The organism is Bacillus sp. F56 (assembly GCF_001748205.1).
GTDB lineage: Bacteria > Bacillota > Bacilli > Bacillales > Bacillaceae > Bacillus > Bacillus stercoris.
Map to the genome: position 1 here is coordinate 189,748 of NZ_BDFC01000005.1, position 15,196 is coordinate 204,943.

The following is a 15,196-nucleotide window of genomic DNA, read 5'->3' on the forward strand; positions in this document are numbered from 1 at the left end:
GCCTGATGGGTCTGCTGGTTTTATTTTAGGAGTCTTAATCCGTTTAGTATGACCAAAATCGTACTTCCCTCATGACCAATCACGCCAAATGGCAATTCCATCACCTGCAAAAAGTTTGCACAAATCAGCAGGCAGATTACAGCTAGAGAAAACACGATATTTTGTTTAATGATCCTGTTCATTTTCCGTGACAAGCGGCACATGTTTACGAGCTTTTTCAAGTCGTTTTTCATGAGGACCATATCAGCGGTCTCAAGTGCTACATCTGTTCCGCCGCCCATCGCAATGCCGACATCCGCCGCTTTGAGCGCCGGCGCATCATTGATTCCGTCACCAACCATTGCTATCGTTCCAAATTCTTCTTTTAATCGTTTGATTTCATTCACTTTTTGGTCAGGCAGGCATTCTGCCGCAACAGTTGTCATGCCGGCTTCCTTGGCAATCGCTTGAGCCGTGTCCACGTGATCTCCTGTCAGCATGGCCGTTTTAATCCCAAGTCGGTTCAGTTCCTCCATGACCTCTTTTGCTTCAGGCCTAATTTGGTCCTTCAGTGCAATACAGCCCGCTATTTGATCATCCTTTTTCACAAATACAATCGTATGGCCGCTTTGAATGATATCTGATGCTGTCTGTTTCATAAATTGTGCTGCCATTTCCTCGCCGATAAAACCTGCTTTACCGACCTTCCATTTCGCGCCCGACACTTCTGCCATAACGCCAAACCCTGATGTTTCTTCTATAGATATGTAGCCGGACTGATTCACGCCGCGACTTTCAGCGTACGCCGTTATGGCTTGGGCAAGCGGATGGCTTGATTGCGTTTCGATGGCATAGACAGCCTCAAGAACTTCCGCTTCATTGAACCCTTCTGCTATTCTGATCGTCTCAACTGCCGGCTGGCCTTTTGTTACAGTACCGGTTTTATCAAAGGCGATCATTTGCACAGAGCCCAGCTGTTCAAGAAAGACGCTTCCTTTCACAAGCATACCGTTGCGGGCGCCATTTGAAATCAGGGACAACGCCGCCGGCATAATAGAGGCGACAAGCGCACAAGGTGACGCGACAACCATAAACACCATTGCGCGGTAGAAGGTTTCACTCCAGCTCCAGCCCAACGCAAAGTGCGGGATGAATAACAGGAGCCCCACCGCAATTAACACACCTTTCACATAAGCATTTTCAAATCGTTCGATGAAAGCCTGTGCGGGTGATACACTGTTTTGCGCTGATTCAACCAGTTTGATAATTTTTCTGAATAACGAATCTTCATTTGCTTTCGTGACACGAACAGTCAAGGATCCATTGCGATTCACCGTCCCTGTGAATACAGCGTCGCCTGTGTTTTTTTCTACAGGCATTGATTCACCTGTTAATGCCGACTCGTCAAGGCTTGTCGAGCCCGATTCAATGATACCGTCTGCTGCTACTCGTTCTCCAGGTTTGATCACAATCATATCACCGGCCTGCAAGTCTGAAACTGGAACCCTTTTGGTTTCATCATCGATCAGCAATGTTGCTTCTTCAGGTTCAAGCTGCATTAAAGACGTTAAATCTCTGCTGCTTTTATTCATTGTGTATGTTTCTAAAGCTCCGCTTAAGGAAAAAATAAATATTAAAATAGCACCCTCTGCCCAGTATCCAATCAAGGCGGAGCCAATAGCAGCGAAAATCATTAAAAGTTCTACATTCAGCGTTTTGGATTCGAGCGTTTCTTCGATTCCTTCCTTTGCTTTAGCGAATCCGCCGATCACAAAAGCCAGCAAGAAAAGTGTTACAGATAATACTTGATGGCCGGATAAGAGCCAGCCAGCCAAGATAAGGGCGCCTGATACAAGTGCTGCAATAAGCTCTGCGTGCTGCGCCCAGTTTTTTTCTCTCTTGTCTGTTTTCAATGGCTCGTGCGGATCGCGTTGAACGATAACTTGTTCATTCATATCGAATTCTCCTCTCTAATTGAGAACGTAAATCATCTTCATTTCTCTTATAAAAAACAAAATCGCCGCCCAAAAGGCAGCTTTATCGTCAGTTATTTCTTGATGTCTTCCTTTATTATAGCACGTAAGAATAGAATTTCAATTATAATTATTTTAATTTCTTTTTGATAATAATTATCATTAGCATTCTCAATTCTTCCCTTAATGAAAAAAGCTGAGAGTCTATGCTCTCAGCTATTCTTCCGTCCATTCCTTCAGTTGTTCCGCCGTCATCGGGCCAATTTTTGTTTTTTCAATTTCTCCCTTTTCATTCAGCAAAAATGATGTTGGGATCGTGATGATATGATACTCCTTCATCAATTCCCCTTTTGAGTCAAGGACAATCGGAAACGTCAGCTTATTTGCTTTAATAAAGTCTTCAACGGCTTGCTGATTTTGTTCCGAATTCACTAAATTCACCGTGACCAGCTTTACGCTATCGGATGGATGGGCATCATAAAACGACTGAAACTGTGGAAGCTCCTTTTTGCAGGGCGGACACCATGATGTCCAAAAATGGAGAATTGTTTTTTGCCCTTTATTCGGAATCGAGATGTCCTCCCCTTCTATCGTTTTCATAAGAAAAACAGCGGGAACAGCAGGCTGTTTTCCCTCGGCTTGTGCCGAACCTGGAAACCATGCAATCAACCCTAATAACACAATGTATATAGTAAGCAAGCGCTTCGTCAACATGGAATCTTCCTTTCATGCTTTTCAATTAGCTTGCCCCTGCTGTTCCTTTATCATCCTTCAATTCGCGGCGCCCTGTTCCCTCCCGTAAGCAATACAGATACTTGCAGTGCTTTGCAGATCGTGGCATAGTGCAGGCTCGTCAAAAGAATCATGCCAGTGTTCATCCCGAGGATAATCCCGAGCATTTGCAGATTCTCCATTGACCCCAGTACATACATCATACTCAGCGCAACGATATGGCTCCACACATTGTGATAAAAAGCCTCTTTCACAAAGCCCATTCCGATTAAGCATGCCTGCAGCGGCATGACAAACAGATGAAAGAGAAAGTAAGGCCACAACAGCTGCAAGTAATACTGCGCTTCAGGAGAGTGAAAAAACAAATGTGTGAGAGGTCCCGCAAACTGGAACATGATCCAGACAGCCGGTATACCGTAACCTAATGTAATGAAAATCGACTGCTTCAGCCTTTTTAACACGATGTCATACTGTGAAAGTGCATAAGCTTCCGAAATACTTGGTATCATGACAACCATTAACGAATGGGCAATAAATGCAGGGAACGAACCTATCGTCACAGCCACTCCAGCCAGCATTCCGTATTGATCGATCGCCGCTGTCCCGGCAACGCCCGCAGCCAAAAGCGCTCCTTTCACTAAAAAGGGTTCAATTGCGTTGACAACGGCATGAAAAATGCGCAATCCTGTAGTAGGAATTGAAACGGCAAGCAGCCTTTTTCTTACATCCTTTCCGCGCAAATGAATGTGCTGCTGGCCGGATACCGCACGCCTTGCCATAATAAATTGTGAATATAAATAAACAAGCACGACCACATCACTCACGACTAAAACAAACAAGGAAATCAGCACAGCCATGTCCAATTCAAATGAGTACCATTGAAAGAAGATGAATAAGCACAAGAGCTGAATGATTTTTTTCAGCACATTGGCAATTGCGATTTTCCCCATTTTCTGCACACCCATAAAGTAGCCTCTGGCGATCGAAGTAAAGGCGACTACAGGAATTAAGCCGATGACAATCCCTTTAATAAACGGGTGGTATGTATCAAATACCGGAATAAACGGAAGCGCAATACTAGCGGCGGCAGTAGAAAAAGCGGTGAAAATGGCTGTCATTCTAAAAGCGTGCCTTAGCATGCTTTCATGAAGCTTAGGATTTGACTCGGCAATGAATTTAGAAATGGATATCGGCAGTTCCAGGCTCGCGATGACAATAATTAAAAAGATCGTGGGCAAAATACTCATGTAAAGCCCCATCCCATGCTCGCCAAGCTCCCGTGCCAAAATCATATTTACGACAAATTCAAGGCATTCAGCGAAAAAGGCGGCAATGGATAGAAGAATGATCCCTTTCACAAATCGATTCATGATGTCTCTCCTTGTCTCTTGTACTACCAACATCATATGAGACAAGTCAAAAAATTATTTTATTTTTACTCTTTATATGAAAAAAAGCACAGTTGAGACCTATTGTCTCTTCTATGCTTAAACGGCAAAAACGTGTCTGCCGATTTTTTCGACGATTTTTCTTGAACGAATCCAATTATCTGACGCTGTTTTCGGATTATAAAAGAAGATGGCATCTGTTTCTCTATTTTTTGAGGACAGTGCTTCTTCGGCAGCTTCAATCGATTCTTTGTCAGGCTTTTGATTAATGCTGCCGTTTGCGACCGGTTCAAAGGCGTTTTTCTGATAGATAACTCCTCTAATCGTATCAGGAAAACCTTTTTTCTCCGTTCTGTTCAGTACAACGCTTGCTACAGCGACTTTGCCTTTATATGATTCTCCTTTGGCCTCTGCGTGAACGAGACGGGACAGCAACTCTTTTTCAGACTGTGTATACGTTTCTTTCTCATCATTTGTTTTGTCCGGTTTATCTTTCTCTTTCTTTTCAGTGTGTGCTGATAGCTTAATCGGTTTTATTTTCTTGTCCTTATCAGCAGACAGTGAAGGGAAAGATTCATTCGTATTTCGATCTATATGTGTAAGCCATTTCGCTTCTTCATGTTTTGTCTTCTTTGCGCTCAGTAGTGAAGCTTGTGTATGCTCAATTTTGGCTGCAGGCATGAAACAAAGAAGAAAAACAGCCAGAGCAGTGAATTTCGTTGTCATACAATTTCCTCCTTAAAGTGCTCAAAAAAACACTTCATTACCTTAACAAGAGATCCATTCATTTTCACGGAAAAAGATTTTCCAACTCTCCCAAGGAGGCATCAGGATGGAATAAAGAGGATGACTCACTGCTTACTGGCAGAAAAACAGCCTGAAATTCTATAAATCTTGTCAAATTGATACATGTTTATCCATTTATAACACTTTACATTTTATTTACATCTGTTACAGACGGATGTAATAAAAGGCTTGTATTCTGTCATATATGATAAAAAGGCTTCTCACATATGAGAAACCTTCAGCTTCTTGGCTGTTCTAAGTATTGAAATATGACATCTCCGCCTTGCTGGGCAATTCCTCGGAAATGTTTAAAATCATCTTGTTTAGATAACACAGCCCTGAAATCAAGGAAATGCTCTTTTTGGACTCTCAGTTCGTTTATGGCGCCGGTGCGCAGCTGTTCAATCATTTCTGTGATCTCTTCGGGATGCAACGAAAATTCCCCCCCTTTTCTTTCTATTGACGAAAATCAATATATCATCTTTAATGCGACAGGACAATTCATAAGGGAGATAAAACTCCTTATCGCTTTACTTCTCAATGAAAATACTGCAAAATACTTTCAAAAGGCATTATTATGTTTAAAGGAGAGGAAGCTTGTGAAAATCGCTAAGGTTGGGAATGTCATTGAATTTAAAAACGGATTAACCGGTGTTGTTGAAAAAGTAAATGAGAATTCTGTTATCGTTGATGTGACGATCATGGATAACTATCGGGATCTTGAGTTAGATTCATTGACAGTTGTTAATCATAAAAATTATAAGATCATCAGAGACTCCTATTAAAACCTCCTTATTTCCACATTGATTCAAAAAAACTGCAAGACGGACAATTAAACACCTTACATATGAAATTCGCTTTCTCAAAAGCTGCCGGCCGGCAGCTTTTTTACATAAAAAAACACCGATTTATGAATCGGCGTTTTGGTCTATTTCCGTTATTTCTATATAGAACTCGCTGACGGCCCCTGGTTCGTACAGGTTGGTCAATGACGTTGAATAATTTGTCATTTCACCTCGGAAAGCAAGATCGCGTTCCGGAACCTCGACATTAAACGTTTTTTCATACAACAGGACGGCGATATCATGGTAAGTCTCACTCGTAACGTTTAGGGTACATGCAATTTTGCGCTTCGGCTCGTTTTCTTCTTGATATGCTGCTATTTCTAATGTTACATTGTTTAATCGCAGTGTCTTCACTTCTTATCAGCTCCTTTACGGTTCATGCATCTTAGCATACCTTAACGAACTTTCACAATAAATCTGTTCTGATCGTTATGTTCACCATTTCTTTAGAAAAGACACCTTTACAAACATACGTTCGTTAAATTATAATAAAACAGACGAGCTGCCATCCAGCATCCCGTCTTTTCATTAGAAAGCGGCGAGTGGAATTCCCCCCGGATTCGCTCGTCTTTTTTATATAATCAGGATGTGTAGAACGAGTAACTAAGATGCTTTAAAAAACAAAAAATAGACGTAGTGTTACCCACGTCTATGTAAGGACATCTTGTACCTTTAACGATTATCAATAGTCTCCGGATACAAATCATGGTTCATCATACGGTATTCGGCCATTTTTTCATATTTCGTGCCAGGCTTTCCGTAGTTTGTGTACGGATCAATGGAAATTCCGCCTCTTGGCGTGAAATTGCCCCAAACTTCGATGTAGCGCGGGTCCATTAACTCAATCAAGTCATTCATGTTGATATTCATGCAGTCTTCGTGGATATATGGGGCTTAAATTCCGCGTCAATCCTACGGTCACACTGCGGTCACACTCCGCAATCAAACGATCTCGCTTTTCGACTACTCAGCGCTGCAGAAGGCAAGACGTGACTATACGATCCGAGCGTCGTTTTAATATTCGCGTGACCCAACCGTTCTTATACTAACGAGATATGTCACGTGAATGTGGCGTAGTCCTTTTAACGGTATTTTCGGTAAGCCTAAACCATCGCGGGTTACGTTAAATGAACTCCGGAAATTATTCGGATGCACCCAGCTTCCGTTTTTCGTACATACGACCAGGTCGTTGTCGTCGTATTTATCACCGAGCACGATCCGCTCATGATCGATTATCCCTTATGCGCAATAAGTGATACCACCTAACGATCCGGCAAATTAACGGTACAAAACGCGTTTATCGTCTTGGCTTCCGGAACCAGTCCGTAATTAGCTTTATCGGCTATCTTCGAAAGGGTTTGGCGAATCGTTAGGATCTTCCGCTCGAAATCGACGTCTGACCACCCAAGCCCCAAGATCTCGTCGCAACGCACGGTAAGAACTGATATTTCCATTCCGAAAATGTTAACTGAAAGAGAAAAACAAGTATGACTATTCTTTAAAGAGAAGGATCTATCGGTTAGAGTGTTTGAAGCCATAATATATGAAGCATACGCGACAATAGCAGACAAAGGTACGCATGTAGCTCGCGGTTTAGAAAAATGGTCCACGTTATCTGAGGCAAGTGAAGGTATAACACAAAAGTAAAGACGCCAGCGTGGCGTCTTAAGATTTTTCTTCTGCGTCCACAGAAGAGCTTCCTATTTTGTCACTAACAGGATCATATAAACCATCAAACTCTTTTGTTTTATCGCCATTAAGATATCCCTCAACGGTAATTCCACCAGTTGGATCAATAAAATATTCCTCGGAATAAGAAATTTTCTCTATACCCTTGTATTCACTATGAAGGTATTCAGTCATTTTACTTTTAGCTTTTTCAAAAAGAGCACTTTCTTCCTTTTTCACATCATATTGATGCTTCATAATCAGTCCCCCAACAGTTATAATTAACAATAGTAGAATAATAAGGTATTTTTTCAAAAAAAGATCATCCCTTTCCCTTCATTATTTTACATGACATGAAAGGTGTTGTATATCTTGAGCAAGAAAATTAGGACTTCAAGCCTTACGGATGAAACATATTATAGGATGAGTCAGCGTGCTTATAACTATGATTATCTCAAAAAGAAATTAAAGAACAACGATTATATACGTATTAATTCTTCCATTTCAAATCCTACTTATTGGTACGTCGACAAAATAAAATCAGACGATGACACAGGGCTTGACGCGGTTGTATTAGTGCAAGCGGAACAGAAAAACGGCAAATGGGTGAAATCCAAAAATCCAGAAAATGTTGTCGTATCCTTTGCGGGAACGGATATCGGAAAAGACCCGATCAATGATGGCGCAAAAGCTGACGGCGGCAACATTGTTTTTGGAAGCGACCCCAAAAAAGAAGCTCATTATATCGTTAAAAAGGACGCGAAAGACACGTCTAAAACACTCGGAGAATACAACGGTACACCTTCCCAAGACGCGATGCTTACAACCGGAAACTATAAACTCATTACGAAAACAACGCAAATCGACCAAGCAGACCAACTCATTAAAGAAGTTAAAAGAAAGTATAACGGAACATCGACGATTGTTTCAACAACAGGTCATTCACTCGGAGGCGCAGAGGCTGAATACAGTGCGGTAAACAATGATATTTATGGGGTCGCGTTTAACAGCCCTTCTGTCGTCAAACTACATACTGATAATAAGCAAGAAGAAATAAACGATGGCTTGTACGACCCTTACGTGAGGTCTATTATCAACCCGGATGATATGGTCGGAGCTGGTTATTGGAACGAATATGACCGCCACAACGGGACCACAATTTACACAAAAAACCCTGTACTTTCACAGATCAATCGCAAACAAAGACTGAGTGGAAGATGGGGTGACCAAATCGAAAAGAACCTCGTCTACTTTATAGATACTGTTATTCTTCGTAATCCTGATACACACGGTCTAAATGAAGCCAACTTTACATTTGATGAAAACGGAAATATCACGAACGTAAACGGCGATGAGCTTGTGTACGATAAAAACTTAAACGCAATGCTGCCGGCTGGCGCGATCGGAGGCGGGGATGCCATTAAAGTAACGCCAAAAAGTGCAAAAAAACTTGCCGAAAAAGTTGACGCGATGGTCGAGGATCTCAGAACGATGAAAAAAGAAGCGCAGAATGCCTATCAAGAGCACGACGAAAAAGTTGCTGAACTAAAAACGGAATTTTACGGTCAAGTTGGGCATGGCTTTTATGATCAGCTTAATTCGCAGGATGTAACCAATACGTTAGAAGATTTAGCCCAGTCTTACGATAAAGGACCGATATTTTACGACACACAAGCTGAACAATCATTCATAGATTCACTACAAGCAGCGATTACAGACCTTGAAGAAATAGGCGGCTTCTTGAATAAAATCGCCGACGATTTTGAAGAAAAAGATCAGATGCTTGCCAATTGGCTGAGATTATAGGAGTGACAAAGCAATGCCAACGTTAGATAACCTTTTAGAACATAAAGATGATCCAATGCGAAAACAGCTGCAGCGTCAAATGTTAAAATCAGGTATGACGCAAGTGGCAAATACTAAGCTAGAGACGGTTCGAAAAAATCTTAAACCTAAGTTCGAAATGAATTCGCTACAGGAAGAATTAAATGATGTTTATTCAGCCCTTTTATACAGCTTCGAGGGAAAAGCGCAAAAAGCACTCGCTCAGCGGATTAGTGAAAGTGCCCAGCTTGTCGTTAACGCCGAGAACGACGGAGAAACATTCGTTAATAGCTTTAAAACGAGATAAAAAGCCACTTTAATTATCAATCTAATTCTATAAAAATGATAATCTTTATAAGTTGAACCGATTTCACAGTAAGGAGTGGTTATTTGGATAAAATAGTTGATCATATAATTCAAATAATGGATAAATATTTTGAAGGACAACCTTTATTATTTCTAAGCTTGTTGATATCTTTATTTATTTTTATATGGTTTAACAGACAATTTAAATCTACTCTAGATAATGAACAAGCATACAAAAAGGAAGAAATGAAAGCATTTCTTCAACTTTATTCTGATATATTACAGAATTACTATAGTAATACAGATAAACAAGATTTTATTAATTTTGTTTATACTAAATTGCCTTTATTAGATTCAAAAACTTACATAGAAGTTAATAAATATTTGAATAGAAAAAACATAGAAAATAATGAGATGGCTAAAAAGATTGAAGAAGAGATTTTAAAATCGACCAATCTTATTAAATTATCAGAGCGACCTTTGAATAACGTAACTTTATCAGGAACTATGGAGTACTATGGGGGAAAATTTTTGGCTATTGTAAAACCTCCTTTTTTATCCTTTATGAGTGTATTGGGTTTATGGATTTTCTTCATAGTTACAAATTCAGCACATAATTTCTGGCAAATAACTAAACTCATTTCATTTGTATTATGGTTCTTCTTATTCATAGCGAGTATGGATGATTTGATTGAAAAGAAACACTTCATTGTTAATAAAAGATCTGTTACACCCTTACTTATTATGTTGATATCTCTTTCCGTATTAGTTTTTTCCTACAAGATACGATTTTTAATAGTAGCTCTATTTGTATTACTTTCAAGTTCAATTATTTTTGTTATAATTTCAAGAAAATCTTTCTCTAGGATTAACACACAAAGCAGCTCTAGTGAAGAGATAAATTGAGTAACTTAAAATTTAACATCGCAGAGGTGATCGAAATGAAGTTAAACGCTACACCACGCCTACACGCCGTTATGAAGGACAAAGGGTGGACGCAAGTGAGGCTCGCTGAAGCATCGGGCGTTCCGCAAGGTTCGATTTCGCGATTCGATAAAAACAGCCGCCACGAAGATTGGCATGTTTTCTCTATTGCGAAGGCGCTCGAGGTAGAAGTAGACGAGTTATTCGAAATAAAAGCAGCTACGGAAGAAGACGCTGAATAATCGGCGTCTTTTTTTCATAGAGTCAAAGTGATTTTTTGATATACGCAATTAAATACCGTCTGGAATGCCGGTTCTGGCTCCAACCTCCCCCTCCCCCGCCTCCTTCTCTTTTTTTATAGGCTATCTTTATTCGGTATTCTCCCAACATAATGACTTTATTTAGTTTTGTAAAGCGTTTGGAGGGCGCACGTGAGGTTGCGAAAGCTGACATTTCGGACAGTTTTTCCGTTATAATTATCACGAGGTGATCGAAATGAAACTTACGGTAAAGCCTCGTCTTGGTGCGGTTCTTTCGCAGTTAAACTGGTCGCAATCCGAATTATCGCGGAGATCTGGTGTTCCACAGGCGTCGATATCTCGGTTTGATAATTCCGAAAGGCACTACGACTGGCATGTCGCATCGATAATGAAAACAACCGGAGCCAAATACGAAGAATTATTCGAAGTAAAAGAAACGGAAGAGGGCGCTGAATAAATCGGCGTCTTTTTATAAAAATTCCCGTAGATTTTCTACTACTTCGTTCTTATCTAGAGACAAATACTGTGTTGTTACGGAAAGATCGCTATGGCCGAGCGCTTTTGATATATCTGTTAATCTAGCGCCTTTATCAAGTAATGATTTAGCGAAACCCCTTCGTAAAGAATACGGATTAATATTTTTCAATCCATACTCACGAGCGTACTTATTTAAACGCTTCTGTATGTTGTTGTTTGATGGTCCCCTCGCGATAGGTCCACCTTGTTTCGTAATAAAAACGAAGTTATTATCCTTTTGTACTGATATCTGATGGCTTTGTTTTGCTTCATTAAAACGTCTAGCATGCGTGTAAGTACATCATCGAACGGTAGCAATAAAGATTCGCGACTCTTAAGAATATCTCCGTTCAATCTTAGTAATTTATCCGAGAGATCAATGTGTTTTTCCTCGAGGTTTGTCAGGGTACTTACGCGAATCCCCGTTTTATACATAAGGAGAACAGCCGTAGCATCGCGCAAATGGACAAAGTCTTTTAAATCTAGTACGGATAAAAGTATTTTTATATCCTGCTCTGTCGCCCCTTCTTTAATTTGTTTGTCAACTTTTATATTAATGCTCTTCCAAAACTTCGTTTCAAGCCATCCATTATCAAAACAGCGGGTCAAAAAAGCCTTAAGACACTTTAGACGTATTAGTCTTGTTTGTGAGCTGACATCCATTTTTTCAAGCCATAAATAAATTGATTCCGTAGTTATTTCGTCTAAAAACGTCAGGCCTTCTGATTTCATGAAGTCTGTTACGTGAAGACGATAATCACTCATGGTCCGCTTCCTACTCCCCGCAACCTCCATTTGCCTCAATACAGTAATAAGAGCTTTTTCAATCTTTGTACGGCCCTTAAAAGAATTGGATGAACTCAATTTATGTATTAAATTAGATAACTCAGTTAAATCCTCTTTGACAGTGAAAATATCCTTCTTTTTTGTCACTTTCAAACACTCCTTTCATTAGAAAGGATAGGCATTCAAATAATCATTTTCAACAAAAACACGAAAATTAAATTGATATAACTAAAGAAAAGTTGCCTTTTATATCTAAAACACGAATAAAAAACAGTATAATATTACTAATTTTAACGAAACACGAACGAAGCTATTCACTAACAATACGACGAACTAACGCACGAAGACGCTACCGAGGAGTTAACGAATCAAATCGCGCCGCAAATATCGCACAATAACTAAACATCACCTCATGTAATCTTGTTGAAAAACTAAAACGAACGCATTAAAAAATCCCCGTCTAAAAAGACAAGGATCGTGGTCACAAGAGGGCCGCCAAATTGTGACCGGGTCACATTTTCGCTTAAAACTGACGCTTAATGTTCGGATTTTACCGTGACTGCACTTCGTCTCACACTCCGTTTCACACAACGGAATAATTAACGATTATCAATCGTCTCCGGATACAAATCATGGTTCATCATACGGTATTCGGCCATTTTTTCATATTTGGTGCCAGGCTTTCCGTAGTTTGTGTACGGATCAATGGATATTCCGCCTCTTGGCGTGAATTTGCCCCATACTTCGATGTAGCGCGGGTCCATTAATTCAATCAAGTCGTTCATGATGATATTCATGCAGTCTTCGTGGAAGTCACCATGATTTCTGAAACTGAACAAGTACAGCTTTAATGATTTGCTTTCAACCATTTTTTCATCAGGAATGTAGCTGATGTAGATTGTTGCAAAGTCAGGCTGTCCTGTTTTTGGACATAGAGATGTGAATTCAGGACAATTAAATTTTACAAAGTAATCACGGTTTACGTGTTTATTCGGGAAGGATTCCAGCACGTCCGGCGCATATTCGAACAAATAATTTGTGCCTTGGTTGCCTAGCAGTGTTACACCTTCTAATTCTGATTCTTTTCTTGTCGTCATGTTCATCTTCCTTTCTATTATACTCCGCGTTTGTTGCCCCATAACAGGGTGTGCAGCTGCGGGAGCACTCTGACGAGATTCAGCTCCGCATCGGCAGCTACCTTATCAACAAGCGCTTCATATTTTCCAAGTAAATGTGCAATCAGTGACTGGTCATCTGTCGTATGCACGTCATCATTGCCGACTTGTAAATAAAACGGAATCCCGGGGTACCGCTTGTGCACCGTTTTGGCAAATTCCAAATCTTCATCATTAAAGATGACAACCTTCAAGCTGACAGCATGCTGTCTATCATTCTCTTGAAGTGAAGTCAAAATGTGATCAAGCTTTTGAAAGTTCGTCACCATTTTTGAGCTTGGCGGTTTTGGAGAAATTGTCAAATCATCAATCAGCGTAAACCAATCCTGATAAACGGTCCCTTGAGTTTCAAGCGCTGCACGGATGTTATTTTCCTTCAGCAGTTCAATAAAAGCATCCAGCTGTTTTAACAGAGCCGGGTTACCGCCTGAGATGGTCACGTGGGAAAACGCGTCTCCCCCAATGCCCTTAAGCTCTGCAAAAATTTCTTCTGCCGTCATCCAGCGAATATCTTTTTTAGCAGACCCGTCCCAAGTGAAGGCGGAGTCACACCAGCTGCAGGAATAATCACAGCCGGCTGTCCGGACGAACATCGTTTTCTGTCCAATCACCATGCCTTCTCCTTGAATCGTCGGGCCGAAAATTTCTAATACAGGAATCCCTTTAGCCATTCAAACCACCCTTTTTCGGACGGTAGACACAGTAGCTTGTCGGTGTTTCACGGACAAACACCTGTACACAGGCCGGCTTATTCTCCAAAGTGTCTAAATAAGCCTGTACGTTGTCATAAATCGTTTTCGCCACGACTTCAGTTGTCGGCAGCGAATACCGGTCGTCCTGAGAAAAATCTTCATGATCATTTAATAGCGTATGATCATAATTTCCATGCACCAGTTTTTTGAGCACGCTGAAATTGACAAGGAAGCCGGAGTCGTCAAGTTCGTCGCCGGCAACGGTTATATTTACGGTATACGTATGCCCGTGAATCCTGCTGCACGCTCCCGCACTTTCCCGAGGGATAAAATGAGCGGCTGAGATGTGCATGTCCTTATTCAGTTCAAACGAATAAGGATGCTGGACCTGCGGATAAATTTGAGATAACAATTTATGCACGCTCTCCTTTCATCACCATATATTCTTCATAACCTCTTGAACGAAGATGGCATGCCGGACATTTGCCGCAGCCGTCTGCGATGATGCCGTTATAGCATGTCAGCGTGTTGTTTTTCACAAAATCAAGCGCGCCAAGCTCATCTGCAAGCTTCCATGTTTCCGCCTTATTGAGCCACATGAGAGGCGTGTGGATCACAAACGGCTTCTCCATCGCCAGATTTACCGTTACATTGCAAGATTTCACGAATTCGTCACGACAGTCAGGATAACCGCTGAAGTCTGTCTCGCAAACTCCTGTAATAATGTGGCGCGCGCCAATTTGGTATGCCAGGATAGACGCAAAGGATAAGAATACCAAATTGCGGCCTGGAACGAATGTGGATGGCAGTTCGCCGTCTTTTGCTTCTATCTCAATATCATTTCTAGTCAGGGCATTCGGTGCAAGCTGATTTAAAAGTGACATATCAAGCAAATGATTTTTCACACCAAGCTTTTCCGCAATGGATTTTGCCACTTCAATTTCCTGCGAATGCCGCTGATTATAATGAAAAGTCACCGTTTCGACTTCTTCGAATTCTTTTAAAGCCCACAGTAAGCATGTGGTGCTGTCTTGACCGCCGCTAAATACGACAATTGCTTTTTCTTTTTTCATGATTCCTCTCCTTCTCCGCAATAAACACATCGGCGAGAGACATCGCTACAGCTGATTTACGCAAAAAAACACCTTTTCGGAAGGTGCTCTAGAAAAACATAAAAAAGGCCGTATCCAAGGATACAGCTCGTCCTTAGTTTTTTATAGAGGGTGTAGCTAGAACCTCTCCCGCATACCGCACGGATTTTCTTCAATTTTTTCACTTCTGCTATCTTACCATAATGTTGTTTTTCTTGACAATAAAAAAGTCAGTCCCCGCTTCAAGATCT

The 15,196-nt window shown here is 40.9% G+C and carries 17 protein-coding genes, 2 pseudogenes and 1 riboswitch; of the genes and pseudogenes, 6 read left to right on the forward strand and 13 right to left on the reverse strand.

Annotation, left to right across the window (positions count from 1 at the left end):
- Positions 1 to 20: 20 nt before the first annotated feature.
- The 5 genes from pfeT to BFW96_RS05505 all read right to left on the reverse strand — a co-directional run bounded on the left by pfeT (position 21) and on the right by BFW96_RS05505 (position 5,291).
- Positions 21 to 1,934 carry a metal-transporting ATPase PfeT gene (pfeT, locus tag BFW96_RS05480; RefSeq protein WP_069838863.1) on the reverse strand — a complete coding sequence of 638 codons (1,914 nt, stop codon included), beginning with the start codon at positions 1,932 to 1,934 and terminating at the stop codon, positions 21 to 23.
- 234 nt (positions 1,935 to 2,168) lie between these two features.
- A complete protein-coding gene (gene stoA, locus BFW96_RS05485; RefSeq protein WP_014663765.1) occupies positions 2,169 to 2,666 on the reverse strand; it encodes a sporulation thiol-disulfide oxidoreductase StoA in 498 nt (165 codons plus the stop codon).
- 50 nt (positions 2,667 to 2,716) lie between these two features.
- Complete coding sequence (gene ykvU / locus BFW96_RS05490; RefSeq protein ID WP_014663764.1) at positions 2,717 to 4,054, reverse strand: sporulation protein YkvU; 1,338 nt, start codon at positions 4,052 to 4,054, stop codon at positions 2,717 to 2,719.
- Positions 4,055 to 4,171: 117 nt separating this feature from the next.
- On the reverse strand, positions 4,172 to 4,798 hold the full coding sequence (locus BFW96_RS05495) for a cell wall hydrolase (protein ID WP_003232442.1): 627 nt from the start codon (positions 4,796 to 4,798) through the stop codon (positions 4,172 to 4,174).
- Positions 4,799 to 5,096: 298 nt separating this feature from the next.
- Positions 5,097 to 5,291 carry a hypothetical protein gene (locus BFW96_RS05505; RefSeq protein WP_014663763.1) on the reverse strand — a complete coding sequence of 65 codons (195 nt, stop codon included), beginning with the start codon at positions 5,289 to 5,291 and terminating at the stop codon, positions 5,097 to 5,099.
- 166 nt (positions 5,292 to 5,457) lie between these two features.
- On the opposite strand from BFW96_RS05505, the gene BFW96_RS05510 reads away from it, so the two are divergent.
- Positions 5,458 to 5,643 carry a YkvS family protein gene (locus BFW96_RS05510; RefSeq protein WP_003232446.1) on the forward strand — a complete coding sequence of 62 codons (186 nt, stop codon included), beginning with the start codon at positions 5,458 to 5,460 and terminating at the stop codon, positions 5,641 to 5,643.
- 123 nt (positions 5,644 to 5,766) lie between these two features.
- Here BFW96_RS05510 and BFW96_RS05515 read toward each other — a convergent pair whose 3' ends face one another.
- The 3 genes and pseudogenes from BFW96_RS05515 to BFW96_RS05525 all read right to left on the reverse strand — a co-directional run bounded on the left by BFW96_RS05515 (position 5,767) and on the right by BFW96_RS05525 (position 7,686).
- Positions 5,767 to 6,057 carry a YkvR family protein gene (locus tag BFW96_RS05515; RefSeq protein WP_014663762.1) on the reverse strand — a complete coding sequence of 97 codons (291 nt, stop codon included), beginning with the start codon at positions 6,055 to 6,057 and terminating at the stop codon, positions 5,767 to 5,769.
- A 318-nt stretch (positions 6,058 to 6,375) separates the two neighbouring features.
- Positions 6,376 to 6,585 (reverse strand): annotated as a pseudogene (locus BFW96_RS05520) (tunnelling fold family protein); the annotation flags it as partial.
- A gap of 783 nt (positions 6,586 to 7,368) precedes the next feature.
- Entirely contained in the window at positions 7,369 to 7,686 is a 318-nt protein-coding gene (locus BFW96_RS05525) for a DUF1433 domain-containing protein (RefSeq protein WP_024716279.1), read from the reverse strand.
- A gap of 57 nt (positions 7,687 to 7,743) precedes the next feature.
- Here BFW96_RS05525 and BFW96_RS05530 point away from each other — a divergent pair, with 57 nt between their 5' ends.
- The 5 genes from BFW96_RS05530 (at position 7,744) to BFW96_RS05550 (ending at position 11,142) form a co-directional block, all read left to right on the forward strand.
- Positions 7,744 to 9,177, forward strand: coding sequence for a lipase (locus BFW96_RS05530; RefSeq protein ID WP_069838864.1), 1,434 nt, complete (start codon positions 7,744 to 7,746; stop codon positions 9,175 to 9,177).
- Positions 9,178 to 9,190: 13 nt separating this feature from the next.
- A complete protein-coding gene (locus BFW96_RS05535; protein WP_069838865.1) occupies positions 9,191 to 9,502 on the forward strand; it encodes a hypothetical protein in 312 nt (103 codons plus the stop codon).
- Positions 9,503 to 9,585: 83 nt separating this feature from the next.
- A complete protein-coding gene (locus BFW96_RS05540; RefSeq protein WP_069838866.1) occupies positions 9,586 to 10,407 on the forward strand; it encodes a hypothetical protein in 822 nt (273 codons plus the stop codon).
- A gap of 35 nt (positions 10,408 to 10,442) precedes the next feature.
- On the forward strand, positions 10,443 to 10,667 hold the full coding sequence (locus BFW96_RS05545; RefSeq protein WP_069839160.1) for a helix-turn-helix domain-containing protein: 225 nt from the start codon (positions 10,443 to 10,445) through the stop codon (positions 10,665 to 10,667).
- Positions 10,668 to 10,920: 253 nt separating this feature from the next.
- On the forward strand, positions 10,921 to 11,142 hold the full coding sequence (locus BFW96_RS05550) for a helix-turn-helix domain-containing protein (RefSeq protein WP_069838867.1): 222 nt from the start codon (positions 10,921 to 10,923) through the stop codon (positions 11,140 to 11,142).
- 12 nt (positions 11,143 to 11,154) lie between these two features.
- Here BFW96_RS05550 and BFW96_RS05555 read toward each other — a convergent pair.
- The 5 genes and pseudogenes from BFW96_RS05555 to queC form a co-directional block, all read right to left on the reverse strand.
- Positions 11,155 to 12,134: pseudogene (locus BFW96_RS05555) on the reverse strand (tyrosine-type recombinase/integrase).
- A 452-nt stretch (positions 12,135 to 12,586) separates the two neighbouring features.
- A complete protein-coding gene (queF, locus tag BFW96_RS05560; protein WP_003218613.1) occupies positions 12,587 to 13,084 on the reverse strand; it encodes a preQ(1) synthase in 498 nt (165 codons plus the stop codon).
- 17 nt (positions 13,085 to 13,101) lie between these two features.
- Positions 13,102 to 13,833 carry a 7-carboxy-7-deazaguanine synthase QueE gene (queE, locus tag BFW96_RS05565; protein WP_014663756.1) on the reverse strand — a complete coding sequence of 244 codons (732 nt, stop codon included), beginning with the start codon at positions 13,831 to 13,833 and terminating at the stop codon, positions 13,102 to 13,104.
- On the reverse strand, positions 13,826 to 14,275 hold the full coding sequence (gene queD, locus BFW96_RS05570; protein WP_014663755.1) for a 6-carboxytetrahydropterin synthase QueD: 450 nt from the start codon (positions 14,273 to 14,275) through the stop codon (positions 13,826 to 13,828). Before queD ends, queE begins: the two co-directional genes overlap by 8 nt.
- On the reverse strand, positions 14,268 to 14,927 hold the full coding sequence (gene queC / locus BFW96_RS05575; protein WP_069838868.1) for a 7-cyano-7-deazaguanine synthase QueC: 660 nt from the start codon (positions 14,925 to 14,927) through the stop codon (positions 14,268 to 14,270). Before queC ends, queD begins: the two co-directional genes overlap by 8 nt.
- Positions 14,928 to 15,054: 127 nt before the next feature.
- Positions 15,055 to 15,099, reverse strand: a riboswitch (PreQ1 riboswitch).
- Positions 15,100 to 15,196 lie beyond the last annotated feature (97 nt).

What these genes read in the sequence shown, in the direction of transcription:
- BFW96_RS05535 (WP_069838865.1), top strand. Translation starts at nt 9,191, where the DNA reads ATGCCAACGTTAGATAACCTTTTAGAACATAAAGATGATCCAATGCGA.
- BFW96_RS05495 (WP_003232442.1), bottom strand. Translation starts at nt 4,798, where the DNA reads ATGACAACGAAATTCACTGCTCTGGCTGTTTTTCTTCTTTGTTTCATG.
- ykvU (WP_014663764.1), bottom strand. Translation starts at nt 4,054, where the DNA reads ATGAATCGATTTGTGAAAGGGATCATTCTTCTATCCATTGCCGCCTTT.
- BFW96_RS05550 (WP_069838867.1), top strand. Translation starts at nt 10,921, where the DNA reads ATGAAACTTACGGTAAAGCCTCGTCTTGGTGCGGTTCTTTCGCAGTTA.
- queE (WP_014663756.1), bottom strand. Translation starts at nt 13,833, where the DNA reads ATGGCTAAAGGGATTCCTGTATTAGAAATTTTCGGCCCGACGATTCAA.
- queF (WP_003218613.1), bottom strand. Translation starts at nt 13,084, where the DNA reads ATGACGACAAGAAAAGAATCAGAATTAGAAGGTGTAACACTGCTAGGC.
- pfeT (WP_069838863.1), bottom strand. Translation starts at nt 1,934, where the DNA reads ATGAATGAACAAGTTATCGTTCAACGCGATCCGCACGAGCCATTGAAA.
- stoA (WP_014663765.1), bottom strand. Translation starts at nt 2,666, where the DNA reads ATGTTGACGAAGCGCTTGCTTACTATATACATTGTGTTATTAGGGTTG.
- queC (WP_069838868.1), bottom strand. Translation starts at nt 14,927, where the DNA reads ATGAAAAAAGAAAAAGCAATTGTCGTATTTAGCGGCGGTCAAGACAGC.
- BFW96_RS05545 (WP_069839160.1), top strand. Translation starts at nt 10,443, where the DNA reads ATGAAGTTAAACGCTACACCACGCCTACACGCCGTTATGAAGGACAAA.